We start from the raw sequence: 14,049 nt of genomic DNA on the forward strand, positions 1-14,049 counted from the left end.
ATTTTTATCCAACTTGGAATGGTTTTATCAATTCGTGCCAACTTTTCCGGGGCACTTGCCCGTCCTCTTCGCTGTTTTTTGCAGCATAAAACCCAGTTATGTGCTTTAGATCAAAAAAATACCCCTGATAAGGGGGGGGAATCTCGGGCGAGACCTGTCAAAATATGATTGTTAAATGCACGATCCACGCATGTGAATACCCGCTACACTAAAATTAACCTCACAAACTGAAGCGATTTAGCTGGCGCTCAGAGGGTTGAATGTTAATAATATGATGCAGCTGTAAAATAATGTTTGGATACTTTTGTCAAAGTTGACAAAAGGTTATAGAAAGGAGTAAAAACCCCTATAAAATTGCTGCTTTATTGCTAATGAGAGCAAAATTTATAAGGTTTTTTATCCTTCCCTTGAATCGATGTGGTGTGTTTGCTGCAACAGAGCAGGATGCCATCACCACTTTTGATGAGTAAGCAAAGAGTATGTCGACAACTACAGAAGTGATCGCTCATCACTGGGCATTTATTGTTTTTATCGTTATCGCATTCGGCCTGTGTGCCTTTATGTTGACCGGTGGCTGGTTATTAGGCGGTCGTGCGCGTGCGCGACACAAGGACACTCCGTTCGAATCGGGTATTGAGTCGGTCGGTGACACTCATATTCGCCTCTCTGCAAAATTCTATCTGGTTGCGATGTTCTTCGTCATATTCGACGTCGAAGCCCTCTATTTATACGCATGGTCGACGTCCATTCGCGAAAGCGGTTGGGTCGGCTTTGTCGAAGCCGCAATTTTCATTTTGGTGCTCTTGGCAGGCCTGGTTTATCTGGTGCGCATTGGTGCGCTGGATTGGGCTCCTGCGCGTCGTCGCGTAGTGGTCAAATCTGTCCCGGTCAGTCACAGCCACACCAACCCTCATAAGCAGTAAAAGCGAGGCAATAAGATGGACTACACGCTGACACGCGTAGACCCGAACGGGGGCGGCGATAACGATCGTTATCCTCTGCAGAAACAGGAAACGGTTACCGATCCGCTGGAACAACATGTTCACCGCAGCGTCTACATGGGCAAGCTCGAGCACGCCCTGCATGACATGGTGAACTGGGGTCGTAAAAATTCTCTCTGGCCGTATAACTTCGGCCTTTCCTGTTGCTACGTGGAAATGACCACCTCCTTCACCGCGGTGCACGACGTGGCACGTTTTGGTGCCGAAGTAATGCGCGCCTCGCCACGTCAGGCTGACTTCATGGTGATCGCCGGTACGCCATTTACCAAAATGGCGCCGGTTATTCAGCGTTTATATGACCAGATGCTGGAGCCGAAATGGGTGATTTCCATGGGCGCTTGCGCTAACTCGGGTGGCATGTACGACATCTACTCGGTGGTGCAGGGCGTGGATAAATTTCTGCCGGTTGACGTGTACATTCCCGGCTGCCCGCCGCGTCCAGAAGCGTATATGCAGGCGTTGTTGCTGCTGCGCGAGTCGATTGGTAAAGAGCGTCGTCCACTGTCGTGGGTGGTCGGTGATCAGGGGGTTTATCGCGCCAATATGCAGCCAGAGCGTGAAAGAAAGCGTGGCGAGCGTATTGCCGTCACCAACCTGAGATCGCCAGACGAAGTTTAAGCTTCCCGTACACGGATGGAGCCACGGCCACAGCAGAACATCACAATTTAATGTGCGCCGCCATCCTGACGCCTTCTTTTGAGCGCCTGATTACAGGCCGGAATGGTGAGTAACGTATGACTGATTTAACCACGCAAGACCTCGCACAGCCTTCATGGCAAACCCGCGATCACCTGGATGACCCAGTGGTCGGCGAGCTGCGTAACCGTTTTGGGCCGGATGCCTTTACCGTTCAGGCTACCCGCACCGGGATTCCGGTTGTCTGGGTAAAGCGTGAACAGCTATTAGAAATTGTTGAATTCCTGCGCAAGCTGCCAAAGCCATATGTCATGTTGTATGACCTACACGGTTTTGATGAGCGCTTACGCACTAACCGCGCCGGTTTGCCCGCCGCGGATTTTTCCGTTTTCTATCACCTGCTTTCAATTGAACGCAACCGCGACATCATGCTCAAGGTTGCTTTATCTGAAAACGATTTGAATGTGCCAACCATCACCAAAATTTTCGCCAACGCCAACTGGTATGAGCGTGAAACCTGGGAGATGTTTGGCATCACTTTCAATGGTCACCCGCACCTGACGCGCATCATGATGCCGCAGACGTGGGAAGGCCATCCGCTGCGTAAAGATTACCCGGCGCGTGCCACCGAGTTCGATCCCTTCGAACTGACCAAGCAGAAAGAAGATCTGGAAATGGAGGCGCTGACCTTTAAGCCTGAAGATTGGGGCATGAAGCGCAGTACCACCAATGAGGACTTCATGTTCCTCAACCTCGGTCCAAACCACCCCTCTGCGCACGGTGCTTTCCGTATCATTCTGCAGTTGGATGGTGAAGAGATCGTCGATTGCGTTCCCGATGTCGGCTACCACCATCGTGGTGCTGAGAAGATGGGCGAGCGCCAATCCTGGCACAGCTACATTCCGTACACCGACCGTATCGAGTACCTTGGCGGCTGCGTAAATGAAATGCCTTACGTGCTGGCGGTGGAAAAACTGGCTGGCATCACCGTGCCGGATCGCGTCAATGTGATTCGAGTCATGCTGTCCGAGCTGTTCCGCATCAACAGCCATCTGCTCTATATCTCCACCTTTATTCAGGACGTCGGCGCGATGACGCCGGTGTTCTTCGCCTTTACCGACCGTCAGAAAATTTATGACGTGGTGGAAGCGATTACCGGTTTCCGTATGCACCCGGCGTGGTTCCGCATCGGCGGCGTAGCGCATGACCTGCCGAAAGGCTGGGAACGATTGCTGCGTGACTTCCTCGACTGGATGCCGAAGCGTCTGAAAGAGTATGACAAAGCCGCCCTGCGCAATACCGTGTTGATGGGCCGTTCGCAAGGCGTTGCGGCGTATAATATGGATGAAGCTCTAGCGTGGGGCACCACCGGCGCTGGTTTGCGTGCCACCGGTTTAGATTTTGACGTGCGTAAATGGCGTCCGTATTCAGGCTACGAAAACTTCGATTTCGAGATTCCGGTTGGCGCTGGCATCAGTGATGCGTATACCCGCGTTCAGCTGAAAATGGAAGAGATGTGGCAGTCACTGCGCATCCTGGAACAGTGCCTGAACAACATGCCTGAAGGCCCGTTCAAAGCGGATCATCCGCTGACAACGCCGCCGCCGAAAGAGCGCACGCTGCAGCACATTGAAACCCTGATCACTCACTTCCTGCAGGTTTCGTGGGGCCCAATCATGCCGGCTAACGAATCCTTCCAGATGATTGAAGCGACTAAAGGGATCAACAGTTACTACCTGACCAGCGATGGCAGCACCATGAGCTATCGCACCCGCGTGCGTACGCCGAGCTTCCCGCACCTGCAGCAGATCCCATCGGTGATCCGCGGCAGCCTGGTATCCGACTTGATCGTTTACCTCGGTAGTATCGATTTTGTTATGTCAGACGTGGACCGCTAACTATGCACGATCAAAAAATTGCTATTCACACCATCGACCCTACAGAGGTCTTCGTGCTGAGCGAGGCCGAGCACCACGCTATCGAGCACGAGAAACACCATTACGAAGATGCACGCGCTGCTTCGATCGAAGCGTTGAAGATCGTGCAGAAACAGCGCGGTTGGGTGCCAGATGGCGCGATTAACGCCATCGCCGACGTTCTGGGCATTCCTGCCAGTGATGTTGAAGGTGTGGCGACGTTCTATAGCCAAATTTACCGCACGCCGGTTGGCCGTCACGTCATTCGCTACTGTGACAGCGTGGTGTGCCATATCACGGGTTATCAGGGGATTCAGGATGCGCTGGAGCAGAAGCTGAACATCAAGCCGGGCCAAACCACGGCGGATGGTCGTTTTACGCTGCTGCCCACTTGCTGCCTCGGTAACTGCGATAAAGGGCCAACCATGATGGTGGATGAAGATACCCACGTTCATCTGACGCCTGAAGGCATCGCCAACTTGCTGGAGCAGTATCAATGACCATTAAACAGATCATTCGTACTGCCGAAACGCATCCGCTGACCTGGCGTCTTCGTGACGACAAGCAGCCGATCTGGATCGATGAATATCGCAGTAAAAACGGGTATGTCGGCGCAGAAAAAGCGCTGAAAGATTTTAGCCAGGACGAAATCGTCGCGGCGGTCAAAGACTCGGGTCTGAAAGGCCGAGGTGGCGCAGGCTTTAACACCGGCCTGAAGTGGAGCCTGATGCCGAAAGACGAATCCATGAACATCCGTTACCTGCTGTGTAACGCCGATGAAATGGAACCGGGCACGTATAAAGACCGCTTGCTGATGGAGCAATTGCCGCACCAGTTGGTGGAAGGCATGCTGATCAGTGCGTTCGCGCTGAAAGCTTATCGTGGCTACATCTTCTTACGTGGTGAGTACATCGAAGCGGCCGTCAATCTGCGTCGCGCGATTGCCGAAGCCACTGAGGCGGGCTACCTCGGCAAGAATATTCTTGGCACCGGTTTTGATTTCGAGCTGATCGTCCACACCGGCGCAGGTCGTTATATCTGCGGTGAAGAGACAGCGCTGATCAACTCGCTGGAAGGACGTCGTGCCAACCCACGCTCTAAGCCGCCATTCCCGGCCAGTGCCGGCGTGTGGGGCAAGCCGACCTGCGTTAACAACGTGGAAACGCTGTCGAACGTGCCTGCCATCTTCCTTAACGGCGTTGACTGGTACAAAAACATCTCTACCAGCGAAGACACCGGCACCAAAATGATGGGCTTTTCTGGACGCGTGAAAAATCCTGGCGTTTGGGAATTGCCGTTCGGTACCACCGCGCGTGAAATCCTCGAGGATTACGCCGGCGGCATGCGCGATGGCTTGAAATTCAAAGCCTGGCAGCCAGGCGGCGCAGGAACTGACTTCCTTACCGATCAGCACCTCGATCTGCCGATGGAATTTGCCAGCATTGGTAAAGCCGGTAGCCGTTTAGGTACGGCGCTGGCGATGGCGGTTGATCACGAAATCAACATGGTTTCGTTGGTGCGTAACCTGGAAGAGTTCTTTGCGCGCGAATCCTGCGGCTGGTGTACGCCGTGCCGCGATGGCTTGCCATGGAGCGTGAAGATCCTGCGTGCGCTGGAGCAGAAGAAAGGTCAGCCGGGTGATATCGAAACCCTGCAGCAACTCTGCCGTCAGCTTGGCCCAGGTAAAACCTTCTGTGCCCACGCACCGGGCGCCGTCGAGCCATTGCAGAGCGCGATTAAATATTTCCGTGAAGAGTTTGAAGCTGGCATTGCGCCGCAGGTGTTTGGCAATACCCGAGCCATCGGCGGTATTCAGCCGAACCTGCTGAAAGCGCGCTGGTAATCAGCCGCCGTACACGGAACTCACCTCACGCAGAAATGGCGTGGGGAAAGAATTAGATGTTTAACGCTCGTCCTAGGGCGAGCCTTACGGAAGCATGTTCACTATGGCTACAATCCATGTAGACGGTAAAGAATATGATGTGAACGGGGCGGACAACCTGCTGCAGGCGTGTCTCTCTCTGGGCCTTGATATTCCTTATTTTTGCTGGCATCCGGCGCTGGGAAGCGTAGGGGCCTGCCGCCAGTGCGCGGTGAAGCAATTCCAGAATGCCGAAGATACCCGCGGTCGCCTTGTCATGTCCTGCATGACTCCAGCGTCAGACGGCACCTTTATTTCCATCGACGATGGCGAAGCCAAAGAGTTTCGTGAAAGTGTGGTGGAATGGCTGATGACTAACCATCCGCACGACTGTCCGGTGTGCGAAGAGGGCGGTAACTGCCATCTGCAAGATATGACGGTAATGACCGGACACAGTTTCCGTCGTTATCGCTTCACTAAACGTACCCACCAGAATCAGGATCTCGGCCCGTTCATTTCGCATGAAATGAACCGCTGTATCGCCTGCTATCGCTGCGTGCGTTACTACAAAGATTATGCCGACGGCAAAGATCTCGGCGTTTATGGCGCTCACGACAACGTCTACTTTGGTCGCCCGGAAGATGGCACGCTGGAAAGCGAATTCTCCGGTAACCTGGTGGAAATCTGTCCGACCGGCGTATTTACCGATAAAACGCACTCCGAACGCTATAACCGTAAATGGGATATGCAGTTCGCGCCAAGCATCTGCCAGCAGTGCAGCGTGGGTTGTAACACCAGCCCAGGCGAGCGCTATGGCGAATTGCGTCGTATCGAAAACCGTTACAACGGCACCGTAAACCACTATTTCCTGTGCGATCGCGGTCGTTTCGGTTACGGCTACGTCAACCGCAAAGATCGTCCACGTCATCCGGTACAGCAACGCGGCAACGATTGGGTCAGCCTGAATGCTGAACAAGCGGTGAATGCGGCGGCGGATGTATTGCGTCGGGCGAAAAAAGTGATCGGTATCGGTTCGCCACGCGCCAGCATTGAAAGTAACTTCGCGTTACGTGAGCTGGTTGGTGCAGCCAACTTCTCAACCGGTATGCCAGCAGGTGAACAGGCTCGCGTTGAGCTGATGCTGAAAGTCCTGCAGGACGGCGGCATCTACACGCCATCACTGCGCGAGATTGAAAGCTACGACGCGGTGCTGGTGCTGGGTGAAGATTTGACTCAGGTTGGCGCGCGTGTGGCGTTGTCTGTGCGTCAGGCAGTTAAAGGCAAAGCACGTGAGATGGCAGCGGCACAGAAAGTGGCTGACTGGCAGATCGCGGCCATCCTTAACATCGGTCAGCATGCCAAACATCCGCTGTTCGTCACCAACGTCGATGAAACCCGCCTGGATGATATCGCTGCATGGAGCTATCGCGCTCCGGTGGAAGATCAGGCGCGTCTCGGCTTCGCGATTGCCAATGCGCTGGATGAAAGTGCGCCAGCAGTCAGCGACTTCGACAGCAAACTCAACGGCAAAGTTGATGTGGTGGTTCAGGCGTTAGCAGGTGCGAAAAAACCGCTGATTATCTCCGGAACCCATTCCGGTAGCATCGCGATGATTGAAGCCGCTGCTAACGTGGCGAAAGCCCTGAAAGCGCGCGGTGCCGATGTCGGTATTACCTTCCTTGCGGGCGCGGCGAACAGTTTTGGCCTCGGCCTGATGGGCGGTCAATCGCTGGATAGCGCGCTGGAACAACTGAGCAAAGGCGAAGCTGATGCGCTGGTGGTGCTGGAAAACGATCTCTATCGTCATGCACCTAAAGCCAACGTCGATGCGGCGCTGAATACTACCGCTAACGTGATTGTGGTTGATCATCAACGCACCGCCACGCTGGAAAAAGCCGGTTTAGTGCTCTCCACCGCCAGCTTCGCGGAAAGCGATGGCACCTCAATCAACCACGAAGGCCGCGCGCAGCGCTTCTTCCAGGTTTATGATCCCGCTTATTACGATGAGAGCGTAGTGATGCTGGAAAGCTGGCGCTGGTTGCGTTCGCTGCACAGCGCGGTTGAAAGCCGTCACATCGACTGGACTCAGCTGGATCACGTGATTGATGCCACCGTTGCGGCGCTGCCACAGCTGAAAGGCATTAAGGGTGCTGCGCCAGACGCCAGCTTCCGTATCCGCGGTCAAAAACTGGCACGTTCACCGCACCGTAACAGTGGCCGTACAGCAATGCGCGCCAACATCAGCGTGCATGAACCGCGTCAGCCGCAAGATAAAGACACCATGTTTGCCTTCTCCATGGAAGGTAACAACCAACCAAGCGCACCGCGTTCGCAGATTCCATTTGCCTGGGCGCCAGGCTGGAACTCACCGCAAGCATGGAACAAGTTTCAGGCTGAAGTGGGCGGCAAACTGCGTCATGGCGATCCAGGCGTACGTCTGTTCGAAGCCAACGATCGCTCGCTTCCGTGGTTTACCGCGATTCCGGAAAGCTTTGTTGAAGGCAGCCAGTGGCGCGTCGCACCTTACTATCAGCTGTTTGGTAGCGAGGAGATGACTCAGCGTTCAACCACCTTCCAGAAACGCATGTCACCAGCCACGCTGGTGATTAACCCGGCTGATGCTGAGAAACTGGGCGTCAATAACGGTGCTTCCGTTGAGCTGGTCTGTGCGGGCGAAACACTGCGCTTGCCGGTACGTTTCTCTGCGTCGTTGCAAGCAGGGCAGGTTGGTTTACCGCTCGGTATGCCGGGTGTGCCGCCGTTCCTCTCAGGTGCGCAAATTGACAAACTGCAGGAGGCCGCGCAATGAGTTGGCTGACACCGGACGTTATTGAAATCCTGATCAACATCGGCAAAGCGCTGGTCATCTTGTTGGTGGTTGTCGGTTGCGGTGCTTTCATGAGTTTTGCCGAGCGTCGTCTGCTCGGCCTGTGGCAGAACCGTTACGGACCGAACCGTGTTGGCTGGGGCGGCTCGCTGCAACTGGCTGCCGACATGATCAAAATGTTCTTTAAAGAGGACTGGGTTCCACCGTTTACCGACCGCTTCATTTTTACGCTGGCACCGGTTATCGCCTTCGTATCGCTGCTGCTGGCCTTCGCCATTGTGCCGGTTTCGCCAACCTGGATGGTCACTGACCTGAACATCGGTCTGCTATTCTTCCTGATGATGGCGGGTCTGGCGGTGTATGCCGTGCTGTTTGCGGGCTGGTCGAGTAACAACAAATACTCGCTGTTGGGTGCGATGCGTGCATCGGCGCAGACGCTGAGCTACGAAGTGTTCCTTGGTTTGTCACTGATGGGCGTAGTGGCGCAAGCCGGCTCGTTCAATATGAATGCCATCGTCGAAAGCCAGGCGCATCTGTGGAACATCATTCCTCAATTCTTCGGCTTCATCACCTTCTGCATCGCGGGCGTAGCGGTATGTCACCGTCATCCGTTTGACCAACCTGAAGCAGAGCAGGAGCTGGCGGACGGCTACCATATCGAATACGCCGGTATGAAGTTCGGCCTGTTCTTCGTCGGTGAATACGTGGCAATCACCACCGTTTCAGCGCTGATCGTGACGCTGTTCTTCGGTGGCTGGCACGGTCCATTCCTGCCGCCATTCATCTGGTTCGCTCTGAAAACAGCGTTCTTTATGGTGATGTTTATCCTGATTCGTGCTGCGCTGCCGCGTCCACGCTATGACCAGGTGCTGTCGTTCGGCTGGAAAGTGTGTCTGCCGTTGACGCTGTTGAACCTGCTGGCGACCGCCGCAGTGATTCTGTACACCGCGCAGTAAGGGACATTGAGATGACTTTAAAAGATATTGTCGTTGGCTTCGGCACGACAGTGCGCAGTATCTGGATGATAGGCATGCATGCCTTCGCCAAGCGCGAAACCCAAATGTATCCGGAAGAGCCGGTTTACCTGCCGCCACGCTACCGTGGCCGTATCGTGCTGACGCGCGATCCGGACGGCGCAGAGCGTTGCGTTGCCTGTAACTTATGTGCGGTAGCGTGTCCTGTCGGCTGTATCTCACTGCAGAAAGCCGAGACGCAGGATGGACGCTGGTATCCCGAGTTCTTCCGCATCAACTTCTCACGCTGCATCTTTTGCGGCCTGTGTGAAGAGGCTTGCCCAACTACCGCGATCCAGCTGACACCCGATTTCGAACTGGGTGAGTTTAAGCGTCAGGATCTGGTGTATGAGAAAGAAGACCTGCTGATTTCCGGTCCGGGTAAATATCCGGAGTACAACTTCTATCGTATGGCTGGTATGGCGATCGACGGAAAAGAGAAGGGCGAAGCGGAAAACGAAGCCAAGCCGATCGACGTCAAAGGGTTGTTACCTTAAGGAGCCAGGTATGGAATTTGCGTTTTATCTTTGCGGACTGGTGGCGGTGTTGACGACGCTGCGCGTCATCACCCACACCAATCCGGTACATGCGCTGCTGTACCTGATCGTTTCGCTGCTGTCGATTGCAGGCGTGTTCTTCTCGATGGGCGCCTACTTTGCCGGTGCGCTGGAAATCATCGTCTACGCGGGCGCCATAATGGTGCTGTTCGTCTTCGTGGTCATGATGTTGAACCTCGGCAAAACCCAGCAGGATCAGGAGCGCGAGTGGTTGAAGCCTTCGCTGTGGATTGGGCCGGGCATCGTCTCTTTGCTGCTGCTGGCGGTAATGATTTACGCGATTAGTACGGCAACCGATCAAGGCATTGATGGCACCGTCATCGACGCGAAAGCAGTCGGTATCAGCTTGTTTGGTCCCTATGTTCTGGCGGTGGAGCTGGCATCAATGCTGCTGCTCGCCGGTCTGGTCGTGGCCTTCCATATTGGACGTGAAGAGCGTCATGGCGAAGTGCTGAGCAATCGTCAAGCTGATGCGCAAGCGAATAAGGAGGATCACGCATGATCCCGTTACAACACGGCCTGATGCTGGCCGCTGTGCTGTTTGTTCTCGGCCTGACCTCCGTGGTGCTGCGTCGTAACATCCTGTTTATGCTGATTGGTCTGGAAATCATGATCAATGCCTCCGCGTTAGCGCTGGTGGTAGCAGGCAGCTATTGGGGACAAGCTGATGGTCAGGTGATGTACATTCTGGCGATCAGCCTTGCGGCGGCGGAAGCGAGTATTGGTCTGGCGCTGTTGCTCCAGCTCTATCGTCGTCGTCAGACGCTGAACATTGACACAGTGAGCGAGATGCGCGGATGAATCTTCTCTATTTAACCGTATTATTTCCGCTAATTGGCTTCCTGCTATTGGCGTTTTCACGCGGTCGCTGGTCGGAGAACCTGTCGGCTGCAATCGGTATGGGTTCTGTTGGTCTGGCAGCATTAACCACTATTTATGCCGGTTTCGATTTCTTCAACCAGGGTCAGCAGCCGTTCACCCAGGCGCTGTGGACCTGGATTCACGTTGGCAACTTCGACATTAAAGTGAATCTGGTGCTGGACGGTCTTTCGCTGACCATGCTGTCCGTCGTCACCGGCGTTGGCTTCTTCATCCACATGTTCGCTTCATGGTACATGCGTGGTGAAGAGGGTTATTCGCGCTTCTTCGCTTACACCAACCTGTTCATTGCGAGCATGGTGGTGTTGGTGCTGGCCGATAACCTGATGCTGATGTATCTCGGCTGGGAAGGCGTGGGCCTGTGCTCATATCTGCTGATTGGCTTCTACTACAGCAATCCAGAGAACGGCAAAGCGGCGATGAAAGCCTTTATCATCACCCGCGTGGGTGATGTGTTCCTCGCTTTCGCTTTGTTCATCCTCTACAACGAGCTGGGCACGCTGAACTTCCGCGAACTGGTTGAACTGGCGCCAGCGCACTTCGCTGCCGACAACCATATGCTGCAGTGGGCAACTCTGATGCTGTTGGGTGGTGCGGTTGGTAAATCTGCACAGCTGCCATTACAAACCTGGCTGGCGGATGCGATGGCCGGTCCAACTCCGGTTTCGGCACTGATTCACGCCGCGACCATGGTGACCGCCGGTGTTTACCTGATTGCACGTACGCACGGTCTGTTCCTGTTAACGCCGGAAGTGCTGCATCTGGTAGGCATCATTGGTGCGATTACCTTGGTGCTGGCAGGTTTTGCGGCGCTGGTGCAAACCGACATCAAACGCGTGCTGGCTTACTCAACGATGAGTCAGATCGGCTACATGTTCCTCGCGCTGGGCGTGCAGGCATGGGACGCGGCGATTTTCCACCTGATGACGCATGCATTCTTCAAAGCCTTGCTGTTCCTCTCTTCAGGCTCGGTCATTCTGGCCTGCCATCACGAGCAGAACATTTTCAAAATGGGCGGCCTGCGTAAAAGCATCCCGCTGGTGTATGTCTGCTTCCTGGTGGGTGGCGCCGCGCTGGCTGCGCTGCCGCTAATCACCGCAGGTTTCTACAGTAAAGATGAAATCCTGTTTGGTGCGATGGCAAATGGCCACATCAATCTGATGGTGGCGGGTCTGGTGGGTGCATTCCTCACCTCGATCTACACCTTCCGCATGATCTTTATCGTGTTCCACGGTGAAGAGAAAATTCATGCTCACGCCGGTAAAGGCATTACACATCACCTGCCACTGATTGTTCTGATGGTGCTCTCCACCTTTATTGGTGCGTTGATTACGCCTCCTCTGGCTGGCGTGCTGCCGCAGAACGAGTTTGGTGAAGGCGGCAAAGTGATGCTGGAAATCACCTCAGGCGTAGTGGCTATCGTCGGTATCCTGATCGCTGCAGCGCTGTGGCTGGGTAAACGTCAGCTGGTGACCAGCATTGCTAACAGTGCGCCGGGTCGTTTCTTCGGCACCTGGTGGTTCGCGGCCTGGGGCTTCGACTGGCTGTATGACAAGGTGTTTGTAAAACCTTATCTCGGCATTGCCTGGTTACTGAAAAGCGATCCGCTGAACTCACTGATGAACCTGCCTGCGCTGCTGTCGCGCATTGGTAACAAAGGTTTGGTAGTGAGTGAAAACGGTTATCTGCGCTGGTACGTGGCTTCAATGAGTGTCGGTGCCGTTGTGGTGCTGGCGCTGCTGCTGGTGATTTAAAGATTGATGAGCGGGGCGGGTTCGCTCGCCCAATTAGAATGTCAAAAATTGCCTGAAGTAAGGCAATAAAAAGGGAAGTTCGCCGTGTTATTACCTTGGCTAATAATTATCCCCTTCGTTGGGGGCTTACTCTGCTGGTTGGCAGAGCGCCTCGGCGCAAAGGTACCGCGCTGGATTGCCATGATCACCATGGGCCTGACGCTAGCGCTTGGCCTGCAGCTGTGGTTGCAGGGAGGCTATTCACTGACGCAGGCTGCGGGCATTCCGCAATGGCAATCGACTTTCTCAGTACCGTGGATTCCGCGCTTTGGCATCAACTTCCATCTGGCGATTGATGGTCTGTCGCTGCTGATGGTGGTGCTGACCGGACTGCTCGGTTTGATGGCGGTGCTGTGCTCCTGGAACGAAATTGAGAAATATCAGGGCTTCTTCCACCTCAACCTGATGTGGATTCTCGGTGGTGTGATTGGCGTGTTCCTCTCCATCGACATGTTCCTGTTCTTCTTCTTCTGGGAAATGATGCTGGTGCCGATGTACTTCCTCATCGCACTTTGGGGCCATAAAGCATCCGACGGTAAAACGCGTATCAGCGCGGCAACCAAGTTCTTCATCTACACCCAGGCATCCGGTCTGATCATGTTGGTGTCGATTCTGGCGCTGGTGTTTGTGCACTATAACGCCACTGGCGTTTGGACTTTCAGCTACGAAGAGTTGCTGAAAACGCCGATGTCGCACACCGTTGAGTATCTGCTGATGCTCGGCTTCTTCATTGCCTTTGCGGTAAAAATGCCGGTGGTGCCATTGCACGGTTGGCTGCCAGATGCGCATAGCCAGGCACCAACCGCCGGTTCGGTTGACCTCGCAGGTATCTTGCTGAAAACCGCGGCCTACGGCTTGCTGCGTTTTAGCCTGCCGCTGTTCCCAAATGCGTCAGCAGAGTTCGCACCGATTGCCATGTGGCTCGGTATCATCGGCATCTTCTACGGTGCATGGATGGCGTTCTCCCAGTTCGATATCAAACGTTTGATTGCTTACACCTCGATTTCGCACATGGGTTTCGTGTTGATCGCCATCTACACCGGCAGCCAACTGGCCTTCCAGGGCGCGGTCATTCAGATGATTGCGCACGGTCTTTCTGCTGCGGCACTGTTCATCTTGTGCGGTCAGCTGTATGAGCGTCTGCATACCCGCGACCTTCGTCAGATGGGCGGTTTGTGGTCACGAATCAAATGGATTCCGGGTCTGTCACTGTTCTTTGCGGTTGCAAACCTCGGTATGCCGGGCACCGGTAACTTTGTTGGCGAATTCATGATTCTGACCGGCAGTTTCCAGGTGGTGCCGGTGATTATCGTCATCGCAACCTTTGGTCTGGTGTTTGCTTCGGTTTACTCCCTGATCATGATGCAGCGCGCTTACTTCGGCGAAGCCAAGTCGAAAGATCCGCTGCCAGGCATGTCACCGCGTGAGTTCCTGACTATCGGCGTATTGGTAGTGTTGCTGGTGCTGCTGGGGATTTATCCACAGCCAATCCTCGACACATCCCATGCTGCGATGAGCAATATTCAGCAGTGGTTTACCGCTTCAATTTCAACTACAAGGCCGTAA

The 14,049-nt window shown here is 54.5% G+C and carries 12 protein-coding genes; all 12 read left to right on the plus strand.

Annotated features, from left to right (window positions below; translation table 11 throughout):
- The first annotated feature begins 479 nt into the window (after window positions 1-479).
- The 12 genes from PanJK_RS13880 (at window position 480) to nuoM (ending at window position 14,049) form a co-directional block, all read left to right on the plus strand.
- Window positions 480-923 (plus strand): NADH-quinone oxidoreductase subunit A, encoded by a 444-nt coding sequence (locus tag PanJK_RS13880; RefSeq protein ID WP_007889316.1) that lies wholly within the window; start codon window positions 480-482, stop codon window positions 921-923.
- Between the two features lie 15 nt (window positions 924-938).
- Window positions 939-1,619 (plus strand): NuoB/complex I 20 kDa subunit family protein, encoded by a 681-nt coding sequence (locus tag PanJK_RS13885; protein WP_008105151.1) that lies wholly within the window; start codon window positions 939-941, stop codon window positions 1,617-1,619.
- Window positions 1,620-1,735: 116 nt separating this feature from the next.
- Window positions 1,736-3,535: an NADH-quinone oxidoreductase subunit C/D gene (gene nuoC / locus PanJK_RS13890; RefSeq protein ID WP_008105149.1), complete on the plus strand. Its 1,800-nt coding sequence runs from the start codon at window positions 1,736-1,738 to the stop codon at window positions 3,533-3,535.
- 2 nt (window positions 3,536-3,537) lie between these two features.
- Window positions 3,538-4,053, plus strand: a complete 516-nt coding sequence (gene nuoE / locus PanJK_RS13895) for an NADH-quinone oxidoreductase subunit NuoE (protein WP_008105146.1) — start codon at window positions 3,538-3,540, stop codon at window positions 4,051-4,053.
- 2 nt (window positions 4,054-4,055) lie between these two features.
- Complete coding sequence (gene nuoF, locus PanJK_RS13900; RefSeq protein WP_176519213.1) at window positions 4,056-5,396, plus strand: NADH-quinone oxidoreductase subunit NuoF; 1,341 nt, start codon at window positions 4,056-4,058, stop codon at window positions 5,394-5,396.
- 103 nt (window positions 5,397-5,499) lie between these two features.
- Entirely contained in the window at window positions 5,500-8,223 is a 2,724-nt protein-coding gene (gene nuoG, locus PanJK_RS13905) for an NADH-quinone oxidoreductase subunit NuoG (protein ID WP_265300486.1), read from the plus strand.
- Window positions 8,220-9,197: an NADH-quinone oxidoreductase subunit NuoH gene (gene nuoH, locus PanJK_RS13910; RefSeq protein ID WP_256696967.1), complete on the plus strand. Its 978-nt coding sequence runs from the start codon at window positions 8,220-8,222 to the stop codon at window positions 9,195-9,197. The genes nuoG and nuoH overlap by 4 nt, the downstream gene beginning before the upstream one ends.
- 11 nt (window positions 9,198-9,208) lie before the next feature.
- Window positions 9,209-9,751, plus strand: a complete 543-nt coding sequence (gene nuoI / locus PanJK_RS13915) for an NADH-quinone oxidoreductase subunit NuoI (RefSeq protein WP_007889332.1) — start codon at window positions 9,209-9,211, stop codon at window positions 9,749-9,751.
- A gap of 10 nt (window positions 9,752-9,761) precedes the next feature.
- Window positions 9,762-10,313 carry an NADH-quinone oxidoreductase subunit J gene (gene nuoJ, locus PanJK_RS13920; protein WP_008105138.1) on the plus strand — a complete coding sequence of 184 codons (552 nt, stop codon included), beginning with the start codon at window positions 9,762-9,764 and terminating at the stop codon, window positions 10,311-10,313.
- Complete coding sequence (gene nuoK / locus PanJK_RS13925; protein WP_007889334.1) at window positions 10,310-10,612, plus strand: NADH-quinone oxidoreductase subunit NuoK; 303 nt, start codon at window positions 10,310-10,312, stop codon at window positions 10,610-10,612. Before nuoJ ends, nuoK begins: the two co-directional genes overlap by 4 nt.
- Complete coding sequence (gene nuoL / locus PanJK_RS13930; RefSeq protein WP_179450028.1) at window positions 10,609-12,444, plus strand: NADH-quinone oxidoreductase subunit L; 1,836 nt, start codon at window positions 10,609-10,611, stop codon at window positions 12,442-12,444. The genes nuoK and nuoL overlap by 4 nt, the downstream gene beginning before the upstream one ends.
- An 84-nt stretch (window positions 12,445-12,528) precedes the next feature.
- Window positions 12,529-14,049: an NADH-quinone oxidoreductase subunit M gene (gene nuoM, locus PanJK_RS13935; protein WP_036648497.1), complete on the plus strand. Its 1,521-nt coding sequence runs from the start codon at window positions 12,529-12,531 to the stop codon at window positions 14,047-14,049.

The sequence above is a fragment of the Pantoea sp. JK genome, assembly GCF_026130245.1.
In the GTDB taxonomy this organism is placed as follows: Bacteria; Pseudomonadota; Gammaproteobacteria; order Enterobacterales; family Enterobacteriaceae; genus Pantoea; species Pantoea trifolii.